At 72.1% G+C, this 20,038-nt stretch carries 19 protein-coding genes; 10 read left to right on the top strand and 9 right to left on the bottom strand.

All coding sequences use genetic code 11. The features are described from left to right. Positions 1-56 precede the first annotated feature (56 nt). The 3 genes from ACFWU9_RS03920 (at position 57) to abc-f (ending at position 3,764) form a co-directional block, all read left to right on the top strand. Positions 57-1,151: a hypothetical protein gene (locus tag ACFWU9_RS03920; protein WP_384314671.1), complete on the top strand. Its 1,095-nt coding sequence runs from the start codon at positions 57-59 to the stop codon at positions 1,149-1,151. Positions 1,152-1,202: 51 nt separating this feature from the next. Continuing rightward, positions 1,203-1,928 carry a phosphotransferase family protein gene (locus tag ACFWU9_RS03915; protein ID WP_384314669.1) on the top strand — a complete coding sequence of 242 codons (726 nt, stop codon included), beginning with the start codon at positions 1,203-1,205 and terminating at the stop codon, positions 1,926-1,928. A gap of 216 nt (positions 1,929-2,144) precedes the next feature. Then, positions 2,145-3,764, top strand: a complete 1,620-nt coding sequence (gene abc-f / locus ACFWU9_RS03910; protein WP_384314667.1) for a ribosomal protection-like ABC-F family protein — start codon at positions 2,145-2,147, stop codon at positions 3,762-3,764. A gap of 52 nt (positions 3,765-3,816) precedes the next feature. On the opposite strand, the gene ACFWU9_RS03905 is transcribed toward abc-f, so the two are convergent. The 3 genes from ACFWU9_RS03905 to ACFWU9_RS03895 all read right to left on the bottom strand — a co-directional run bounded on the left by ACFWU9_RS03905 (position 3,817) and on the right by ACFWU9_RS03895 (position 6,816). Continuing rightward, on the bottom strand, positions 3,817-4,812 hold the full coding sequence (locus ACFWU9_RS03905) for a GNAT family N-acetyltransferase (protein WP_384314665.1): 996 nt from the start codon (positions 4,810-4,812) through the stop codon (positions 3,817-3,819). A 175-nt stretch (positions 4,813-4,987) separates the two neighbouring features. Then, the gene (locus ACFWU9_RS03900; RefSeq protein WP_384314663.1) at positions 4,988-6,256 is read right to left on the bottom strand and encodes an Ig-like domain-containing protein; all 1,269 of its coding nucleotides are present in this window, start codon (positions 6,254-6,256) and stop codon (positions 4,988-4,990) included. Positions 6,257-6,435: 179 nt separating this feature from the next. Beyond that, positions 6,436-6,816, bottom strand: a complete 381-nt coding sequence (locus ACFWU9_RS03895; protein ID WP_384314661.1) for a hypothetical protein — start codon at positions 6,814-6,816, stop codon at positions 6,436-6,438. A 114-nt stretch (positions 6,817-6,930) separates the two neighbouring features. On the opposite strand from ACFWU9_RS03895, the gene ACFWU9_RS03890 reads away from it, so the two are divergent. Then, positions 6,931-7,203: a hypothetical protein gene (locus ACFWU9_RS03890; protein ID WP_384314916.1), complete on the top strand. Its 273-nt coding sequence runs from the start codon at positions 6,931-6,933 to the stop codon at positions 7,201-7,203. A 69-nt stretch (positions 7,204-7,272) separates the two neighbouring features. On the opposite strand, the gene hutH is transcribed toward ACFWU9_RS03890, so the two are convergent. The 5 genes from hutH to ACFWU9_RS03865 form a co-directional block, all read right to left on the bottom strand. Beyond that, complete coding sequence (gene hutH, locus ACFWU9_RS03885; protein WP_384314659.1) at positions 7,273-8,820, bottom strand: histidine ammonia-lyase; 1,548 nt, start codon at positions 8,818-8,820, stop codon at positions 7,273-7,275. Positions 8,821-9,360: 540 nt separating this feature from the next. After that, positions 9,361-10,533 (bottom strand): diguanylate cyclase domain-containing protein, encoded by a 1,173-nt coding sequence (locus tag ACFWU9_RS03880; RefSeq protein WP_384314657.1) that lies wholly within the window; start codon positions 10,531-10,533, stop codon positions 9,361-9,363. Positions 10,534-10,627: 94 nt separating this feature from the next. Next, positions 10,628-11,431, bottom strand: coding sequence for an enoyl-CoA hydratase/isomerase family protein (locus tag ACFWU9_RS03875; RefSeq protein ID WP_384314655.1), 804 nt, complete (start codon positions 11,429-11,431; stop codon positions 10,628-10,630). Positions 11,432-11,498: 67 nt separating this feature from the next. Further along, positions 11,499-12,662 (bottom strand): adenylate/guanylate cyclase domain-containing protein, encoded by a 1,164-nt coding sequence (locus tag ACFWU9_RS03870; RefSeq protein ID WP_384314653.1) that lies wholly within the window; start codon positions 12,660-12,662, stop codon positions 11,499-11,501. 176 nt (positions 12,663-12,838) lie between these two features. Beyond that, entirely contained in the window at positions 12,839-13,714 is an 876-nt protein-coding gene (locus ACFWU9_RS03865; RefSeq protein WP_384314651.1) for a biotin--[acetyl-CoA-carboxylase] ligase, read from the bottom strand. A gap of 161 nt (positions 13,715-13,875) precedes the next feature. Here ACFWU9_RS03865 and ACFWU9_RS03860 point away from each other — a divergent pair, with 161 nt between their 5' ends. The 4 genes from ACFWU9_RS03860 to ACFWU9_RS03845 all read left to right on the top strand — a co-directional run bounded on the left by ACFWU9_RS03860 (position 13,876) and on the right by ACFWU9_RS03845 (position 16,611). After that, positions 13,876-15,471, top strand: coding sequence for an acyl-CoA carboxylase subunit beta (locus tag ACFWU9_RS03860; RefSeq protein WP_384314649.1), 1,596 nt, complete (start codon positions 13,876-13,878; stop codon positions 15,469-15,471). Positions 15,472-15,480: 9 nt separating this feature from the next. Next, positions 15,481-15,690 (top strand): acyl-CoA carboxylase epsilon subunit, encoded by a 210-nt coding sequence (locus tag ACFWU9_RS03855; protein WP_384314647.1) that lies wholly within the window; start codon positions 15,481-15,483, stop codon positions 15,688-15,690. A 102-nt stretch (positions 15,691-15,792) separates the two neighbouring features. Then, complete coding sequence (gene mmpB / locus ACFWU9_RS03850) at positions 15,793-15,921, top strand: morphogenic membrane protein MmpB (protein ID WP_384314646.1); 129 nt, start codon at positions 15,793-15,795, stop codon at positions 15,919-15,921. Between the two features lie 84 nt (positions 15,922-16,005). Then, on the top strand, positions 16,006-16,611 hold the full coding sequence (locus ACFWU9_RS03845) for a nucleoside triphosphate pyrophosphatase (RefSeq protein WP_384314644.1): 606 nt from the start codon (positions 16,006-16,008) through the stop codon (positions 16,609-16,611). A gap of 38 nt (positions 16,612-16,649) precedes the next feature. Here ACFWU9_RS03845 and ACFWU9_RS03840 read toward each other — a convergent pair whose 3' ends face one another. Next, positions 16,650-17,102 (bottom strand): hypothetical protein, encoded by a 453-nt coding sequence (locus ACFWU9_RS03840; RefSeq protein WP_384314915.1) that lies wholly within the window; start codon positions 17,100-17,102, stop codon positions 16,650-16,652. Between the two features lie 338 nt (positions 17,103-17,440). Here ACFWU9_RS03840 and ACFWU9_RS03835 point away from each other — a divergent pair, with 338 nt between their 5' ends. Beyond that, complete coding sequence (locus tag ACFWU9_RS03835; protein ID WP_384314642.1) at positions 17,441-19,195, top strand: acetyl/propionyl/methylcrotonyl-CoA carboxylase subunit alpha; 1,755 nt, start codon at positions 17,441-17,443, stop codon at positions 19,193-19,195. A 200-nt stretch (positions 19,196-19,395) separates the two neighbouring features. Further along, positions 19,396-20,019 (top strand): TetR/AcrR family transcriptional regulator, encoded by a 624-nt coding sequence (locus ACFWU9_RS03830; protein WP_384314640.1) that lies wholly within the window; start codon positions 19,396-19,398, stop codon positions 20,017-20,019. The last annotated feature ends 19 nt before the right edge of the window (positions 20,020-20,038 follow it).

Genomic DNA, 20,038 nt, shown 5'->3' with positions numbered 1-20,038 from the left:
CGCAGATCCCCCACACCGTCTCTTCACCTGTTCTCCGCACCTCTGGGGGCCATCAGATGGCACGCGCTCTGCCCTTCGTACTCTTCGCGTTCGGCATCTGGTTCTGGCTGAAGGCCCGCCGGAGCGTGTCCTCACTCGTCGGTACGGAGGCGGAGCTGGGGCTGCTCCCCAGGGACCGGCAGAACACGGAGCTGGCCGGCGAGGACAGCGCCCTTCAGCATGCGCTGGCCGAGGCGCGGTCGGGCCGCTGGGAGCCGGCGGCGGTGCTGCTGGCCGCCACGGGCAGGGACCGGGACTGGGAGCGGCGCTCCCTCTACGCGCGGGTGCTGGGCGAGGCGGCGGCCCGGGACGACTCCTGGCTGCGGGCCTGGCGCGCGTCGCGCTCCGAGGAATCCCCCGACGTGGACGCGGAGCTGGTCCAGGCGTCGGCGACGGTCTCGCGCGCCTGGCTGCTGCGGGGCTCGCCGTACGCCAGGCACACCACGCCCGAGCAGGCGGACCGCTTCAACGAACTGCTGCCGGGTGCCCGCGCCGACACCGCCCGCGCGGCGGCGCTGGGCCCGGAGGACCCCTCGCCGTACATCATCGAGATCCGTACGGCCCTGGGCGTCGGCTACGGGCCGGAGCAGCTGCGTGAGCTGTGGGCGGAGATCACGGCCCGTACCCCGCATCCGACGTCGGCGCCGCTGTACGGGGCGCACGAGGCGGCCATCCAGTACTGGAGCGGGGCGTGGCACGGCTCGGCGGAGCTGGCCGGGGAGTTCGCCGCCCAGGCGACGGCGGACGCGCCGCCGGGCACGCTGATGACGGCGTTCCCGCTGATCGCCTGGTTCGACCACCACGACGCGGCGGCGACGCCCCGCGACTACACGGCCCCTCGGCTGACGGCCCTGGTCGACGCGGCTCTCGCGGACGCGGCGGCGGCGCCCGACGACCATCCCCGGCTCCCGGAGATGCGCCACCTGCTGGCGTACTTCCTGACGCGCCAGTCGCGGCACGAGGAGGCCCTGGAGGCCTTCCGGCTGGTCGACGGTTATGTGAACGCCCTTCCGTGGCGCACCCGTCGGGACCCGGCCGCGTTCTTCACGGCGACCCGCGCGACGGCACTGCGCGGCACGGAGGCACGCGCCCGTATCCGTAAGGGCGTCTGAGCGTCGACCGCTCGTTCGTCCCCGTCGGGCGGGGCCTGGCATCGTGGGGGCATGGACGAGACTCCTCTGCCCGGTGGGTTCATCAATCAGGTCGTACGCGTCGGTGACACCGTCCGGCGCTCCCCCACGTCGTCGGCCCGACGCGCCGCGTACACGCGTGAGTTGCTCGGCTGGTTCGAGGAGCGGGGCTGGGGCGGCGCACCGCGCTTCCGGGGGCTGGACGAGCAGGGCCGCGAGGTGTTCGGGCACATCGAGGGGGAGGTGGACCTGCCCCTGTCGGACGCCCGGCTGGCACGGGTCTCCGAGCTCGTGCGGGAGTTCCACGACCTGACGGCCGGATCGTCGTTCGCCGCCGGCCGCGAGGTCGTGTGTCACAACGACCTGTCGCCCAGGAACACCGTCTACGCGGCGCAGAACGGCTCCGAGCCGCTGCCCGTGGCGCTTCTGGACTGGGACCTGGCCGCCCCCGGCGACCGTGTCCACGACGTCGCCCATCTCTGCTGGCGGTATCTGGACCTCGGCCCCCGGGTGCCGGACGTGGGCGACGCCGCCCGCCGGATCACGCTGGTCTGCGACGCGTACGGGCTGGACGACCGGGACGGCATCGTCCGGACGATCCTGTGGTGGCAGGACCGCTCCTGGCGCGGCATCGAGGAGGCGGCGGAGCGCGGCGATCCCGCGATGACCGCGCTGCGCGAGCGGGGCGTGGTCGACGAGATACGGGCGGCGTACACCTGGGTGTCGGCGCACGCCTTCGAACTGGCCGCGAAGCTCTAGGAGGTGTCCGGCGGAAATCGAAGGGCGCCCTGCCACGCCCTTCGGTACGCTGGCCGGCATGGGTGTGTACTCGTACTACTTCTTCCGCTGATTCCGGGCACGGACGCCCCGTAGGTCCTCAGGACCGCCGGCGTCCGCATCTCTCCGCCCGTCCGGCCTCCGGTCACCCGCGCGCCGACGCGCGCCGCCGAGGCATGTCACTTTCAGGGAAGAAGCATGCGCGAACGCGCCCAGTTGTCGATGAAGGACGTCTCCAAGTCGTACGGCGACAGGACCGTCCTCGATCAGGTGTCACTCTCCGTACGGCCCGGCGAGAAGGCCGGGGTCATCGGGGAGAACGGCTCCGGTAAGTCCACCCTGCTCCGGCTGCTCGCCGGGGCCGAGTCACCGGACGGCGGGGAGGTCACCGTCCACTTCCCCGGCGGGACCGGGTATCTCGCCCAGACCCTCGGGCTCGATCCGGAGAGCACGGTCCAGGGCGCGGTGGACGCCGCGCTCGCCGATCTGCGGGAGCTCGAACGGCGTATCGGCGCGGCCGAGGCCGCGCTCGCCGGCGCCACGGAGGACGAACTGACCGCGTACGGCGATCTGTTGACCGCTTACGAGGAGCGCGGCGGCTACGAGGCGGACGCCCGCGTCGACGCCGCCCTGCACGGACTCGGGCTCGCCCATGTCGGCCGGGAGCGCCCGCTCGGGTCGCTCTCCGGCGGTGAGCGGTCCCGGGTGGCGCTCGCGTGCGTCCTCGCTGCGGCGCCCGAGCTGCTGCTGCTCGACGAGCCGACCAACCATCTCGATCTCCGTGCCACCACCTATCTGGAGGAGCGGCTGCGGGCGCACCAAGGCACGGTGGTCGCCGTCACCCACGACCGCGCGTTCCTGGAGCGGATCGCGACGACGATCCTGGAGGTCGACCGGGACACCCGCGCGGTGACCCGGTACGGCGACGGCTGGAGCGGCTACCGCACCGCCAAGGCCGCCGCCCGCCGCCGCTGGGAGCAGGACCACCAGGAGTGGCTGGACGATCTGGCCCGTACGAAGGAGCTGGTCACCGCCGCCGGGCAGCGCCTCGCCTCGACGGGGAAGGACCCCCGGCAGGGCTTCGGCAAGCACCGCCGCTCGCACGAGGCGAAGCTGTCGGGCCAAGTGCGGGCCGCGCGGGTACGGCTGGAGCGGCTGGAACGGGAGCCGGTGCCCGCCCCGCCGGAGCCGCTGGCCTTCGCCGCCTCCCCGGCCACCACCGGGGCCGACGGGGTGCTGGCCGAGCTGACCGGCATCGTGGTGGGGGACCGGCTGCGGGTGGACTCGCTCCAGGTGAAGGCGGGAACCCGGCTGCTGGTCGACGGGCCCAACGGCGCGGGCAAGACGACGCTCTTGCGGGTGCTGGCCGGGGATCTCGCACCGGACGAGGGCACCGTGCACGTGACGGCCGGAGTCGGTTATCTGGCCCAGGAGTTGGCCGCGGGCCCGACGGCGTCGCGGCTCTCGCTGCTGGGCGCGTTCGCGGTGGGCCGGCGGGGGCTGCCCGAGGAGCACACCGAGGAACTGCTGGCCCTCGGGCTGTTCCGCGAGGAGGACCTGTCCGTGCCCGTGGCCGGCCTCTCGGTGGGGCAGCGGCGCCGCCTCGAACTGGCCCGGCTGCTGACCCGCCCCGCCGATCTGCTGATCCTGGACGAGCCGACGAACCATGTGGCGCTGAGCCTGGTGGAGGAGCTGGAGCGGGCGCTCCTCGATTACGAGGGCGCCGTGGTCGTGGTCTCGCACGACCGCCGCTTCCGGGGCGAATTCGAAGGCGCGCGGCTGGAGTTGGCGGCGGGACGGGTGGTGCCCGGCAGCTGACGGGGGAGCTCCGGGTCCGGTCCGGCGGCTCTTCGCCGGAGCGGACCCGGACTCAGAGCTTGGCCTGGAAGATCGCGGCCGGCCGCTCGCGCCGGTAGCCGAGCGCCGCGTTCACCGCCAGCATCGGCGCGTTGTCGTCGGCGACGGTGGTGCTGATCTCCCGTACCCGGGGATGGCGTTCGGCGAGCCTGCCCAGCAGATGGCGTTTGACGGCGCGGCCGAGCCCGCGCCCCCGGTGCTCCGGGACGACCACCGTGTCGTACTGGAGCGCGCGGGTGTGCGAGGGGTCGCGCAGGACGAGTTCGGTGTACGCGGCGACCCGGTCCACGCCCTCGCCCGCGCCGTCCGCCTCCGCGAGCACCACGGAGGTCAGGATGATGCCGCCCCGGTCGTCCACGAGCCGGGCCGCGCCCCGTACCCGTTCGGCGTCCCATCGCGGTGTCCGCTCCTCCACGCCGCCGGGCGCGTCCCGCATCACGTCGTGCGCCCGCGCGAACTCCTCGGCGAGCGCGTCGGGGACGACACCGTTCCAGTCCTCGAACCGGTAGCCGTCGGGCAGCCGCGCCTGCGGCAGTCGGGTGTTCGCCTCGCGCACCCGCTGGACGTACCAGGCGAGCGGCAGCGCCTTGCCGAAGCCGAGCCCGTCGACGAACGCCTCGCCGGCGCCGCCCAGTTCGAGCATGGTGGAGACCGACGTGCGCCCGTCGGCGGTCAGTTCGGCCCGTATCGCGCTCCACAGCCGTGCGCCCACACCGCGCCGGCGGGCCTCGGGGCGGACGACCAGGGCGTCGAGGAGGGCCGTGTGCCGGTTGCCCTCCTCGGTGAACAGGAGCAGCGCGGCCACTCCGTCGTAGGACCCGTCGGGTGCCGCCCACACCAGACGGAGCATCCGCGCGTGGGGTGGCTGCACCCGCAGCTTCCCGGCGGTCTCGGTGCGGCCGGGCTCCGGTACGGACGCGGGCACGTCCTGGAGATGGGCAGCCGCGATCACGTCATGCCAGGCGTCTGTCTCCGCCTCCGACGGCGGGGTCCCCAGAGTCATCAGCATGATCCGAACCTACGCGCACTACCCGGCCCGTGCCCCCGAGTTGTACGGCCTTCCCGGACAGTGAGACTCGTTTTCGGCGCCGTTGGTTGCACCGGAGACGCGTCCGGTCCCCGGACGAGCGACGGCGGCGGCACCCCGGAGGGGGTGCCGCCGCCGTGGCGATACGTGGCGAGGGTCAGGCGGCGGCGCCGGCCTTCCAGTCCGCCCAGCTCAGGTTCCAGCCGTTGAGGCCGTTGTCGGGCTGGATGGTCTTGTCCGGGGAGTTCTTGACGACGACCACGTCACCGACGATGGAGTTGTCGTAGAACCAGGCGGCGGGCTGGTTGGGGTCGTTGGCGCCCTTGGCGTCGTTCAGACCGACGCAGCCGTGGCTGGTGTTGGACGAGCCGAAGATCGAGTCGTCGCCCCAGTAGTTGCCGTGGATGAAGGTGCCCGACGTGGACAGCCGCATGGCGTGCGGCACGTCCTTGATGTCGTACTCACCCTTGCCGTCGTCGTCGGTGAAGCCGACCGTCGCGCCGTTCATCCGGGTCTCCTTGAACTTCTCGGAGATCACCATCTGACCGTTGTACGTCGGGTTGTCGGGCGAGCCGGCCGAGATCGGGATCGTCTTGATCGTCTTGCCGTCCTGCTGGATGGTCATGGTCTTGGCCTTGGTGTCGACCGTGGAGACCTGGTTACGACCGATCTTGAAGGTGACCGTCTTCTGCTGGACGCCGAAGACACCGTCCGCGCCCTCGACGCCGTCGAGCGCCAGCTTCAGCGTGACGGTCGAGCCGCCCTGCCAGTACTGCTCGGGGCGGAAGTCGAGGCGCTGGGAGTTGAACCAGTGGCCGACGACCTCCTGGCCGCTGCTCGACGTGACGGTGATCCCGTCCTGCACGGCGGCCTTGTTGGTGATCCCCTTGTCGAAGTTGAGCGAGACCGGCATCCCGACGCCGACGGTCGAGCCGTCCTCGGGCGTGAAGTTGCCGATGAAGCTGTTGTCCGGCGAGACGGTGGTGAAGGACGAGTTCTCGTGGGCCTCACGGCCGTCGGAGTCCTTCGCCGTGGCGGTGATCTTGTAGGTGGTGGACCGCTCCAGCTGGCCGTCCGGCTTCCAGCTCTTCGCGTCGGCCGCCAGCGTGCCCTTCACCGCGGTGCCGTCGCCGGTGGTCATCTCGACCTTCGTGAGCGTGCCCTTGGTGACCGTGACCTTCGCGGCGTTGTTGATGCTCGCGTCGTCGGCACCGTTCTTGGGCGAAATGGCTATCTGGGCCTCGGACGTGTCCTTCGCCGCAGCCTCGTCCACCTGTGCCTGCGAATCCTTCGAACCGCCGGCTCCGGAGTCGTCGTCACCGTCGCCACCGCTGCAGGCCGAGAGCATCAGCACCCCGCCGAGCAGTGCGGACGCGGCCGCGAGGCCCTTGCGCCGCTTGCCGTTCGTCATCACACGCTTCTCCATCGTCGCCGATTCCCTGCCCTATGACCTTTAAGAACACCCATACCGGTACGTCCGGTTCCACCGCCGACGAAGATGTGTCCAACGCCACTCGCGTTCCGGGATATACACAGACGGCGCACGTGTAAGCCCCGGTCCGCGCGGTGCGACGGCCCGGGGCTAGGGGTGTCACCCAGCCCGGGCTACAGCCCGCCCGGGCGCCCGGTCCCCCCACCGTCCACGCCTTCGTCACCCTCATTATCGCCGTCCGTCAGGTCCTCCTCGTCCACGTCCCATTCCACGGCCTCGGGGTCGTAGTCGATCCGCTCGCTGCTCCACGAGGCCTGGGCGAGCTCCACCCCGGGCACGTCGCCGACCAGCTCCGGCGGCTCGACCAGGTACGCGAGCGCCTCCGCCTCGTCTTCCCGCACCGTGGAGCGGGCATGCGTACGTTCTTCCTCGGGCATCGAGTCGTCCGTCGCGATCAGGGTCAGGGCGGCGGCGGTCAGCTCTTCGGGATCAGTGATCTCCAGCACCAGTTCCACGTGCAGCCGGACATAACGGGAGGTCTCAGGAGTGCTCATAACCGGAGAGTAGGCCTCCGGACCCGGGCGACTTTCCCGCGACCCGCTGCTTTCACTAGCATCGGCGCACCCGGCCAATTCGGCGTTTTCCCAAGGGAGATCGATTACGTGCACGTGCCTGTCGTACGCCGACCGCTGCTGACGGCCATAGCCGCCGGAATCCTGCTCTGCGCCCTGTTCTTCGTCCCCTCGGCGAATGCCACGAACGAGCGCGGTGTCCAGCAGCGGTCAGCCTCCACCACCCACGAGAACTCGGGCCTCGCCCTCGCCGACACGGGAAGCGGCGTGGACACCACGCCGTACGTGATCGGCGGAACGGCGTTCCTGGGCATCGGCGCGGCGCTGGTCGCGCACTCGGTACGCAGAGAGGCGCGCGGCGCGCTCTGACGCGCCCGGCAGTAGAGCGGAGGGGGCCACCCGGCTGTCGGGCGGCCCCTTCCGTACGTACGTGAGCGGTCAGGCCAGCGGGCCGGTGACCGGCTCCACCGCCGCGACCAGCCGGCCCTCCCGCAGGAAGGTGTCGGCCGCCGCGAGATCCGGCGACAGGAAGCGGTCGGGCCCGGGCCCCTCGATCCCCGCGGCACGCACCGCCTCGATGGCGGCCATCGACGCGGGCGCGGGCAGCAGGCCCGTACGCAGCTCGATCGCGCGGGTCGCGGCGTACATCTCGACGGCGATGATCCGCGCCAGATGGTCGACGGCCGTGCGGAGCTTGCGCGCCGCCGACCAGCCCATCGAGACGTGGTCCTCCTGCATCGCCGACGAGGGGATGGAGTCGACGGACGCCGGGACGGCCAGCCGCTTCATCTCGCTGACCAGCGCGGCCTGCGTGTACTGGGCGATCATCAGACCCGAGTCGACACCGGGGTCGTCCGCGAGGAAGGCGGGCAGCCCGTGCGAACGGTTCTTGTCGAGCAGCCGGTCCGTGCGGCGCTCGGCGATGGAGCCGAGGTCGGCGGCGACGATCGCGAGGAAGTCCAGGACGTAGGCGACGGGGGCGCCGTGGAAGTTGCCGTTGGACTCCACCCTCCCGTCCGGGAGGACCACCGGGTTGTCGACGGCGGAGGCCAGTTCACGGTCGGCCACGATCCGGGCGTACGCGAGGGTGTCCCGGCCCGCGCCGGCCACCTGGGGGGCGCAGCGCACCGAGTACGCGTCCTGCACCCGGGGGGCGGCGTCCTGCTGGAAGTGCCCGGTCAGCCCGGACCCGGCGAGCACCCGCAGCATGTTGTCGGCGCTGACGCCCTGGCCGGGGTGCGGGCGGATGTCGTGCAGCTCGGGGGCGAGGACCTTGTCCGTACCGAGCAGGGCCTCCAGGGTCAGCGCGGCGGTGATGTCGGCGGAGGTGTAGAGGCGCTGGAGGTCGGCGAGGGCCATGACCAGCATCCCGAGCATGCCGTCGGTGCCGTTGAGGAGCGCGAGCCCCTCCTTCTCCCGCAGCTCCACGGGCACGATGCCGTGTTCGGCGAGCAGTTCGGCGGCGGGCCGCACGACCCCGTCCGGGCCCTCGGCGTCGCCCTCGCCCATCAGCGTCAGCGCGCAGTGGGAGAGCGGCGCGAGGTCGCCGGAGCAGCCGAGGGAGCCGTACTCGTGGACGACGGGTGTGATCCCCGCGTTCAGCACGTCCGCCATGGTCTGCGCGACCTCGGGGCGTACGCCGGTACGACCGGACGCGACGGTCTTGAGCCGCAGGAACATCAGCGCGCGCACGACCTCGCGCTCGACCCGGGGACCCATGCCGGCGGCGTGCGACCGCACGATGTTGCGCTGCAACCGCGCGCGCAGCTCCGGCCCGATGTGCCGGCTGGCGAGGGCCCCGAAGCCGGTGGAGACGCCGTACACGGGCTCGGGCTTGGCGGCGAGGGAGTCGACGACCTCGCGGGCGGCGGCGAGCGCGGAGAGGGCGTCGGCGGAGAGCTCGACGGGGGCGTTGCCGCGGGCGACGTCGACGACGTCTTCGGCGGTGGTGCCGGAGGTCCCCACGACGACTGTGCGCATATTCATATTCAGGAGCGTACGTACTGAAACTCAACGTGTCACTATGTCGCCTCGGGGTGGTTGCGGGGCGGTGGGTTGCGGTTGTCTGCCGACGGGCGGGGTTCGGGGTCTCCGGAGGGGTGTGTCCGGACGGCGTGATTTACGGCGCGTGCGGGGCTCGTTGGTCCCGCTGTGGCGTTCTTGTTCACGCGCCACAAATCAGCCTGAGTGTCCGAACACACCCCTCCTGCGACCCCGCCCCCCTCAGGCTGTCGCGTGGCGCTGTTCAAGCTCCTCCGGTCTGCGGGCTGGAGGGGGACGCGCAGGGGTCGTGTCCGGACACTCAGGCTGATTTGTGCCGCGTGGACAACCCGGTCCCGTCGGGTCCAACGAGCGGTGCACGCGGCGTAAATCACGCCGTCCGGGCATGACCCCGGAGCGGCACCCGGCAACCACCGGAACCACCCCCAGCCCGGCCGGCGCTTGAGGCCGACCCCAGCCAGGCACAGGCCCGCACGCGAACGGCACAGCCCGCCGCAGGCGACCCCGCGGGCCCAATCGGACCCCTCACCCCGGAGGAACCTTCGGCATGCCCCGGAACCGTCTCCGCTCCCCACCCCCCGGCGGCCTCGGCGGTGGCTCGTCCGCCAGCCGGACCACCCCGCCGTCCCGCCCCGCCACCACCGGCTCCGGCGACCGCGCCGCCTTCGCCCGGTACTGCGCCGCGTCCGCCAGCCGGAACAACCGCCGTGCCGATCTCAGCGGCCCGATCGGATCCCCCGTCGACGCGATCCCGCACGCCACCCCCTCCCCCAGCTCCAACTCCGCGGCCCGGCGGCAGAGTTCACCCGCCACCTCGACCACCTCGTCCGCCGGCGGCCCCACCGTCAGCAGACAGAACTCGTCGCCCCCCAGCCGCGCCGCCAACGCCCCCGGCAGCCGCGCCCCGCAGACGGAGAGCAGCGAGCCGAACCGTTCCAGCAGCCGGTCACCGACCGCGTGCCCGTGGGTGTCGTTGACCCGCTTCAGCCCGTTGAGGTCGCAGACCACGAGGCTGACGACCGATCCGTCGTCGCGGTGCCGCGCGACCGCCTCGTCGAGCCGCATGTCCACCGCGCGACGGTTCGCGAGCCCCGTCAGCGGATCGGTGAAGGCCAGCCGCCGGACCTCTTCGAGCCGCTCCGTCTGCGCGATCCCCGACGCCACGACGGAGGCGATGACGGTCGCGAAGTCCGCGTCCTCGCGCCGGAAGACCGGCACCCCGAGCGGTCTCGCCACGTACAGCTCGCCCCACGCCCGCCCGTGCAGCACGATCGGCGCGACGACGCAGCAGCCCCGGCCGCGTCTGCGCAGGGCCGCGACCCGCTGGTGGCAGTAGCCCGGCCCGCCGGCGTCGGTGGCGGTCGCGGCCGGGCCGTCGACCGTCTCGACCCACGCGTTGGGCTCGCCGCCCCCCGCCCACCGCTCGTGCAGGAACTCGGCGATCTCGGGGAAGCGGTGCACCGGGTACGCCTCGTCCTCGGGGAACTCCTCCTCGCCCTCGGCCAGGTCCCCCGCGTTCACGAGGACCTTGAGCTGCCCGAGGTCCCGCTCCCACACGGACAGCGCGGCGAAGCTGCCGGCCAGCGCCTCGCGCGCGCCGAGCGCGGCTGCCCGCCAGGATTCGTGGGGGGTGTGCGCCGAAGCCATGGCCTGCGCGAGCTCCACCACGGCCCGTAGCCGTGCGTCCTCTCCCATCACCCCACCTTAGGGTGTTTTGGGGTGATTTGATCACTTGGAGCGAGCTGTCGTCACTCTCCGTTCATCACGTGCGCAAGGTCCGCCATCCCGGGCCCTACTCCCCGGGCCACTCCGGCTTCCGCTTCTCGTTGAACGCGGCCACACCCTCCCTGCGGTCGCCGGAGAAGGCCACCGACCGCCACGCCGCGTCCTCGACCTCCAGACCGGCCCGCAGGTCGAGTCCGTGGCCGAGCCGCAGCGCGCGCTTCGCCGCCCGCAGGCCGACCGGCGAATTCGCGGCGATCCGGGAGGCCAGCGCCAGCGCCTCGTCGCGGTCGGCCGCCTCCCCCACGAGCTGGTCGACCAGGCCCAGGGCGTGCGCCTCCGGGGCCTCCAACCGCCGTGCGGTGAAGATCAGTTCGGCCGCGCGGGCGGCTCCGACGCGGCGCGGCAGCAGTTGCGTACCGCCGCCGCCGGGGATCACGCCCACCGACACCTCGGGCAGCCCGACGACCGCCGTCGTGTCGGCGACGATGAGGTCGCAGGAGAGCGCCAGCTCGAACCCGCCGCCGAGCGCGAAGCCGTGCACGGCGGCGATGGTCGGCATCGGGAGTTCCAGGACGCCGGTGTACGCGGCGCGGGCGGTCGGCCGCTGCCGGACCAGCTCGGCGTCGCTCAGCGCGTTCCGCTCCTTGAGGTCCGCGCCCACACAGAAGGCGCGCGCGTGCGTGGAGGTGAGGACGGTGACGCGTACGTCCCGGTCCTCGCCGAGCGCCGCGCAGGCCGCCCCGATGGAGCGCGCCATCTCCGTCGAGACCGCGTTCATCGCCTTGGGCCGGTCGAGGACCAGCTCGGCCACCTGACCGTGCCGGCGTACCTCGACGTACTCCCCGAACCGACGCCCGTTCTCCGCGCCCACCGCACCCACCCGCTTCCCGGTCAACGATCGTTGACCGGGATCATAGGCGGCGCCCCGCAGCGACGGGTCAGGCCTCCGGTCTGGGCCGCCGCGTCAGGAGCCAGGGCTCCACGACGCCCAGGCCCCGCACCGGCCGCTGCCACATCGGCTGTATCGCGAAGCGGTACGAGGGCGGCTCCTCACCGGCCTTCTCGGCCTCCGCCGCCTGCTCCGCCGCCTCGGCCTCGGACGCGGGGGTGTCGCCCGTCCGGATCAGCTCCTCGGCGAGCGCCCCGTCGACCAGGACCGCGTCCTTGGGAGCTATCGACGTGAGCCGGCTCGCGAGATTCACGGTGTTGCCGAAGACATCGCCCATCCGGGTGGTGACGGTGCCGAACGCGATGCCCACGCGCAGCGCCGGCATCGACTCGTCGTGCGTCATGGTCTCGATCAGCCGCAGCGCGATCTCCGTGGCCGTGCCCGCGTCGTCGGCGGCGTACAGGACCTCGTCGCCGAGCGTCTTGATGAGCCGGCCGCCGTGGGCGGCCACCAGGTCGGCGCAGGTCGTCTCGAACGCCTCGACCAGCTCGCCCAGCTCCTCCTCCTCGAGACGGCGGGTCAGCCGGGTGAACCCGACGAGGTCGGCGAAGCCGACGGCGAGACGGCGGTCGACCATCTCCTCGTCGTCGGCGGCCTGGACCACTCGTCCGGTGGCGGCGGCGAGCTGACGCCGCCACACGTACACCAGGAACTCCTCCAGCTCCGGGAGCAACAGCTCGACCAGGGGATACGTGACCTCGGTCCGTGTCATTCCGGGCTCGGGCGGTTCGGTCAGCCCGGCCAGGAAGGAATCGATCTGCCACTCCGCCAGCCGGGCGGTGGTCTGCCCGGTCGACCGGGCGACCTGGATCGCCATCGGCTCGCTCAGCAGCCCGGCCTCGACCAGACCGGCGAGGCGGCGCAGCGCGAGGACGTCGGCCTCGGTCAGGGCCCGTGCCTGGCCGATGTCCGCGAAGCCCATGGCCCGCCAGAAGCGGGACGCGAGGTCCATCGAGACACCGGCGGTGCGGGCGGCCTGAAAGGGGGTGTAGCGGCGCTCGGCCCCGATGATGAGCTGTTCGAGCCGGATGGCGAGGGGGTCGTCCGTGGGCTCGGCCGTATGGTCGACGGCGTGGTGCGGGGTGGGGTGACCGGAGGACTCCGACGGCGGCTTCTCGTCCCCACCGCCGGAGGTCGTGTCGTCGACCGTCACCAGCCGCCTCCTGCCCGTTCCCTGCGCACTGCCCTGCCGATCATCTGTCGTGGGTCGCCTCAACGATACGGCAGGTCGGGGCTGTCGGGGTCGCCGTTGCGGGTAGTCGCGGAAGGCGGGCCGGCCCGTCCCGGAGCGTGTCCGTCCGCCACCGCGTCCCGGCTTCCGTGCCGCTTCTACACCGCGCGTAGATGCACCACGTCCCCGGCGCCCACCGCTTCCCTCCCGCCGCCTTCCGTCGCGATCACCAGGCGCCCGTCCCCGTCGATCGCGACGGCGTCCCCGACGACCTGCCGCTCGCCGGGCAGCTCCGCCCGCACCGCGCGCCCGAGCGTCGCGCAGCCCGCCACGTACGCCTCCTGGAGCCCCGATGCGGCCGGGTCCCCCGCCGCCTCCCGCCACTCGCCGTACCACCGCTCCAGGCCCCGCAGCACCGCCCTCAGCAGCGGGTCGCGGTCGACGGACACCGCGTTCGCGAGCGCGAGCGAGCCGGCGCCGGGGACGGGCAGCTCCGACTCGGTGAGGGTGACGTTCAGACCGATGCCGACGACGACTCCGTCCCCCGCGCGCTCCGCGAGGATCCCGCCCGCCTTGCGCTCCTCCTTGGCGTTCTCGTCGCCCTCCTTGCCGCCGACCGTGACCAGCAGGTCGTTGGGCCACTTCAGGGCCGTGTCCACGCCGGCCGTTCGCGCGACGGCCGTCGCGACGGCGACGCCGGTGAGCAGCGGCAGCCACCCCCAGCGCTCCATGGGCACGTCCGGTCCCGGCCGCAGCAGTACGGAGACGAAGAGGCCGGACCGCGCGGGCGCAGACCAGCCGCGGTCCAGCCGCCCGCGCCCCCGGGTCTGCTCCTCGGCGACGAGCACCGCGCCCTCCGGGAGGCCCTCCGCGCGGGCGGCGAGGTCGGAGTTGGTGGATCCGGTCGTGCTGACGACCTCCAGCGAGGTCCACAGGCCCCCGGGCCCGATCAGCCCCCGGCGCAGGGCGGTGGTGTTCAGGGGCGGGCGTTCGAGGTCGGTCCAGCGGCTGCCCGCGGCGTTGTGCTCGGTCATGCGCGTCAGCCTAGGCGCGGCGGTGGAGAGGGTGTGGCCAACGACGCACTGCCGAACGTCGGGCCCGCCGATACGCTACGGATCAGTAGCCGCACGCGATCGGTGGTCGCACGCCGAGCGGCGGCAGACAGATCCGCAGACCCGCAGGGAGCCGCATCCCCATGTCCGAGCCGGAAACCGCCCGCGGAACAGATGACAGCCACACCACCGCAGGAAGGATCGCGGACCTCCAGCGCCGTATCGAGGAGGCCACGAACGCGGGCTCCGCGCGGGCGGTGGAGAAGCAGCACGCCAAGGGCAAGCTGACGGCCCGCGAGCGGATCGACCTCCTGATGGACGAGGGGTCGTTCGTCGAGCTGGACGAGTTCGCCCGGCACCGCTCCACCAACTTCGGCATCGAGAAGAACCGTCCGTACGGAGACGGTGTCGTGACCGGCTACGGCACGGTCGACGGCCGCCCGGTCTGTGTCTACTCGCAGGACTTCACGATCTTCGGCGGTTCACTCGGCGAGGTCTACGGCGAGAAGATCGTCAAGGTCATGGACTTCGCGCTGAAGACCGGCTGCCCGATCATCGGCATCAACGACGGCGGCGGCGCCCGTATCCAGGAGGGCGTGGTCGCCCTCGGCCTCTTCGCCGAGATCTTCCGCCGCAACGTGCACGCGTCGGGTGTCGTCCCGCAGATCAGCCTCATCGTGGGTCCGTGCGCGGGCGGCGCCGTCTACTCCCCCGCGATCACGGACTTCACCGTGATGGTCGACCGGACGTCGCACATGTTCATCACGGGACCGGACGTGATCAAGACGGTCACCGGCGAGGACGTCGGCTTCGAGGAGCTGGGCGGCGCGCGTACGCACAACACGACGTCCGGCGTCGCGCACCACATGGCGGGTGACGAGAAGGACGCCGTCGAGTACGTGAAGTCGCTCCTGTCGTACCTGCCGTCGAACAACCTCTCCGAGCCGCCGGCCTTCCCGGAGGTGGCCGATGTGGCGCCCACCGCCGAGGACCTGGAGCTGGACACCCTCATCCCGGACTCGGCGAACCAGCCGTACGACATGCACGGCGTGATCGAGCACGTGCTGGACGACTCCGAATTCCTGGAGACCCAGGCGATGTTCGCGCCGAACATCATCACGGGCTTCGGGCGGGTCGAGGGGTATCCGGTCGGCATCGTCGCCAACCAGCCCATGCAGTTCGCCGGCTGTCTGGACATCAACGCCTCGGAGAAGGCGGCGCGGTTCGTGCGCACCTGCGACGCGTACAACATCCCGGTCATCACCTTCGTGGACGTGCCGGGCTTTCTGCCGGGTGTGGACCAGGAGTACGGCGGCATCATCCGGCGCGGCGCCAAGCTGATCTACGCGTACGCGGAGGCGACCGTCCCGCTGATCACGGTGATCACCCGGAAGGCGTTCGGCGGCGCGTACGACGTCATGGGCTCCAAGCATCTGGGCGCCGACCTCAATCTGGCCTGGCCGACGGCGCAGATCGCGGTGATGGGGGCGCAGGGCGCGGTCAACATCCTGCACCGGCGTACGATCGCCGCCGCCGAGGACCAGGAGGCGACGCGCGCCGCGCTGATCGCGGAGTACGAGGACACGCTGCTGAACCCGTACGTCGCGGCCGAACGCGGCTATGTCGACGCGATCATCCTGCCGCACCAGACCCGGGCCCATCTGGTGAAGGGCCTGCGCCAGCTGCGTACGAAGCGGGAGAGTCTGCCCCCGAAGAAGCACGGCAACATCCCTCTGTAGGAGGCCGCAATGATCAAGGTCGTACGGGGCAACCCGACCCCGGAGGAGCTGGCCGCCGCACTCGCGGTGGTCCGGGCACGCGCGGGAGCCGCGGCCGGGTCGGGCGGGACGGGCGGCCCGCCGCCCGCGCCGGGCTGGTCGGACCCGGCCCGTATCGCCCGCCACGAGAACCGCCGCCCGGGGCCCCGGGCGTGGGCACGCACGTACTGGCCGGGCTAGGGCCCGATCCGAACGACAGACGCGAGGTCCTGTCCGGCGCGCGGGGACGCTTGAGTACGGGTACTCAGGCGTTCTCGCCGCCGCGCCCGCAGGATCGAAGGCATGCTCTGGTCGGACCCTGAGAACGAACCTCCCCAGGAAATGCGGGACATGCAGGCGATGATGCGCCGCGCCGGCATCGTCCTCGCGCTGGCGATGGTCCTCGCGATGATCGTCTCCGGCATCCGCTGACACCACCGCCACCGCCCGCTCCCGGCCGCGTACGGGAACGGGCCGGGAACCCCGCACCGCCGCCGGGTGGCTACCCTGCTCGTCATGACCGATCAGCGCCGCCGCCTCGTCCTCGCCTCCGCCTCACCCGCCCGCCTCGGGCTGCTCAGGCAGGCCGGGCTCGCGCCCGAAGTGATCGTCAGCGGGGTCGACGAGGACGCGCTGTCGGCCCCCACGCCCGCCGATCTGGCGCGCGTGCTGGCCGAGGCCAAGGCCGCCGCCGTCGCCGAACGGCCCGAGGCCGCGGGCGCCCTGGTCGTCGGCTGCGACTCGGTGCTGGAGCTGGACGGCGAGGCCCACGGCAAGCCCGCCGACGCCGAGGAGGCAACGGCACGGTGGAAGTCGATGCGCGGCCGTGCGGGCGTCCTGCGGACGGGGCACTGTGTGATCGACACCGTGACCGGCCGAAGCGTCTCGGAGACCGCCTCGACCACGGTCCGCTTCGGGGAGCCGACGGACGCGGAGATCGCGGCGTACGTCGCGTCGGGTGAACCTCTGTACGTGGCGGGGGCGTTCACGCTGGACGGCCGCTCGGCGCCGTTCGTCGACTCGATCGAGGGCAACCACGGGAACGTGATCGGGCTCTCGCTGCCGCTGCTGCGCACACTGCTGGCCGAGCACGGCGTCACGATCACCGATCTCTGGGCATGAGCGGCCCGGTCCTCACGAGCACGGCCCCGCACGCGTGTTCAGGCGGCCGACGGGCCTGCCTCGGCCGGGGCGCCCTCGGGGGCCGGTTCCGTCCGCTCGCCGTACGCGACGAGTGTCAGCACGAGCAGCCCCAGCACCACCATCATCGACAGGAACGCCGTCCAGCCCACCAGACCCACCGCCAGCGCGCCGAGCAGCCCGTGCAGGACCGCGCAGCTGATCAGGACCGGCTTCGCGACCCGGCCGAACCCCCGGTCCGTGATCGCCGCGCGCACCAGCAGCACCGCGCACACGACCAGATAGAAGCCGGTCGCGACGCCCGCCGACCAGGCGCCGGTGGACATGGCGTCCGGGTCGAGTCCGGCGAGTGACATCTGCTGGTTGTCGACGACGGTGGCCATCAGACCGTTGACGAAGACGAAGCCGACCGCCTCCACCAGCAGCACGATCGCGGCCACCCAGGCCACCGGTCTGCGCACCACGGCACCCACCTCTTCCCCTGTTACCCCAAGTACGTTCGGCATCGGGAAGGCTACTCACCGGTAAACCACGGGACAAGGGCCCGGGCAGAGGCAAAGAATCCAAGAGGCGTTAGTGGGAACTCAACAAAGAATCATGAGACGCGCCGGGGCGCTCTGACAGAGACCTTGGCCACCTGAGGCGATTACTGTGCGGCTAAGAGTCCCGGCGTACCCTTGCGTCACAAGGGATTTCGCGACTTGAGCGGGCCTCGGATCACACTGCGTGTGGGCAAGCTCACCACTGGGGACGGGTCGAGGAGTCGTGTCGGCAGTCCCTAAACTCAGCTTGTTTCCAGGAGGGAGCCATCGTGCGCAAGGTGCTCATCGCCAACCGTGGCGAAATCGCTGTCCGTGTTGCTCGTGCGTGCCGGGATGCCGGTATCGGCTCGGTGGCTGTGTACGCGGATCCGGACCGGGACGCGTCGCATGTGCGCGCGGCCGACGAGGCGTTCGCGCTGGGTGGGGACACCCCGGCGGCGAGCTATCTCGACATGGGGAAGGTTCTTCAGGCGGCGAAGGACTCGGGCGCGGACGCGGTGCACCCGGGTTACGGATTCCTGTCGGAGAACGCGGAGTTCGCGCAGGCCGTGCTGGACGCCGGTCTGACGTGGATCGGGCCGCCGCCGCAGGCGATCCGGGATCTCGGCGACAAGGTCGCCGCCCGGCACATCGCGCAGCGCGCGGGTGCCCCGCTGGTCGCCGGCACCCCCGACCCGGTCTCGGGCGCGGACGAGGTCGTGGCGTTCGCCGAGGAGCACGGTCTGCCGATCGCGATCAAGGCGGCGTTCGGCGGTGGCGGGCGCGGGCTGAAGGTGGCCCGCACGCTGGAGGAGGTACCCGAGCTGTACGACTCGGCGGTGCGTGAGGCGGTCGCGGCGTTCGGACGCGGCGAGTGCTTCGTCGAGCGGTATCTCGACAAGCCGCGCCATGTCGAGACGCAGTGCCTCGCGGACACGCACGGCAATGTGGTCGTGGTCTCCACCCGTGACTGCTCGTTGCAGCGCCGGCACCAGAAGCTCGTGGAGGAGGCGCCCGCCCCGTTCCTGACGAAGGAGCAGAACGAGGAGCTGTACGCGGCGTCGAAGGCGATCCTGAAGGAGGCCGGCTACGTCGGCGCCGGCACGGTCGAGTTCCTCGTCGGGACGGACGGGACGATCTCCTTCCTGGAGGTCAACACCCGGCTCCAGGTGGAGCACCCGGTCACCGAGGAGGTCACCGGGATCGACCTGGTGCGCGAGATGTTCCGGATCGCCGACGGCGAGGAACTGGGCTACGACGACCCGCCGGTGCGCGGACACTCCATCGAGTTCCGTATCAACGGCGAGGACCCGGGCCGGGGTTTCCTGCCCGCGCCCGGCACCGTCAGCCTCTTCCGCCCGCCGACCGGACCGGGTGTGCGCCTGGACGCCGGGGTCGAGACGGGCTCGGTCATCGGCCCGGCGTGGGACTCCCTGCTCGCCAAGCTGATCATCACCGGCGCCACCCGGGAGCAGGCCCTCCAGCGCGCGGCGCGTGCGCTGGGCGAGTTCCAGGTCGAGGGCATGGCCACCGCCATTCCCTTCCACCGCGCGGTGGTGGCCGATCCGGCGTTCACCGCCGACCCGTTCACGATCCACACGCGGTGGATCGAGACCGAGTTCGTCAACACCATCCCCGCCTTCACCACCCCCGCCGACGCGGACACCGACGACGAGCCCGGCCGTGAGACGGTCGTCGTGGAGGTCGGCGGAAAGCGCCTGGAGGTCTCGCTGCCCTCCAGCCTCGGTATGAGCCTGGCCCGCACGGGTCTGGCCGCCGGTGCCCGTCCCAAGCGCCGCGCCACGAAGAAGGCCGGCTCGGCGGCGTCCGGCGACACGCTCGCCTCGCCGATGCAGGGCACGATCGTGAAGGTGGCGGTCGAGGAGGGCCAGCAGGTCGAGGAGGGCGACCTCGTCGTCGTACTCGAAGCCATGAAGATGGAGCAGCCCCTCAACGCCCACCGGTCGGGCACGATCAAGGGCCTCACCGCCGAGATCGGCGCCTCGCTCACCTCGGGCGCGACGATCTGCGAGATCAAGGACTGACCTCCGCTCGTCCCCACGGCCCCGCCGGGCACCACCGGCGGGGCCGTCGGCGTAGGTGGTACGCGGCCGGGGGCCCCGCGGCGGACTGTGAAGGTCCCGGTGCTCGTTTCCGGTCGGCACCGGCCCGATCCAGGGGAGCCGTCCCCCGCACGGTGGCATCCTTGGGACCACACAGAACACAAGCCACAGGAAGGACGGCGATGGCGAGCAGCAGCGGCGCGCCGCCCCGGCCCATGCGCGCGGACGCGCGGCGGAACTACGAGCGGGTGCTCGGCGAGGCACGTTCCGCGTTCGCCGAGCACGGCACCGATGCCTCGCTGGAGGATGTCGCCCGTCGCGCGGGAGTCGGCATCGGCACGCTGTACCGGCACTTCCCGACCCGCCAGGCCCTGATGAACGCGGTCTTCCAGGAAGCGCTCGCCGACCTGCTCGACCGCTCGCGTCAACTCGCGGGCTCCGACCGGCCCTGCTACGCGCTGGTGGCCTGGCTGCGCGCGCTCATCACCCACGCGGGTGAGTACCGGGGCCTCTCGCGCGCGCTCATGTCGGCCTCGCACGACAGGAGCTCGGCCCTGACGCAGTGCAGCGCGGGGCTCCGTACGGCGGGCGAGCAGCTGCTCGTACGGGCGCAGTCGAGCGGGGACGTACGGACGGACACGTCCATCGACGACCTGATGCAGCTGACGAACGCCATCGCGCTCGCCGCCGAACAGGCGCCGGACGACCCGGAGTTGGCCGACCGGCTGCTGATGCTGACCCTGTCGGGGCTGAGGGGTCCCCGCGAGGGCGGCACCACGGGGCGGCCCGTGGAACAGACCGCCTGAGCGAACCGTCCGGACAGAC

The sequence above is a fragment of the Streptomyces sp. NPDC058653 genome (assembly GCF_042716895.1).
Taxonomy (GTDB): Bacteria; Actinomycetota; Actinomycetes; order Streptomycetales; family Streptomycetaceae; genus Streptomyces.
Note: the sequence above shows the minus strand (reverse complement) of the source record. Positions and strands in the feature narration are given on the sequence as shown.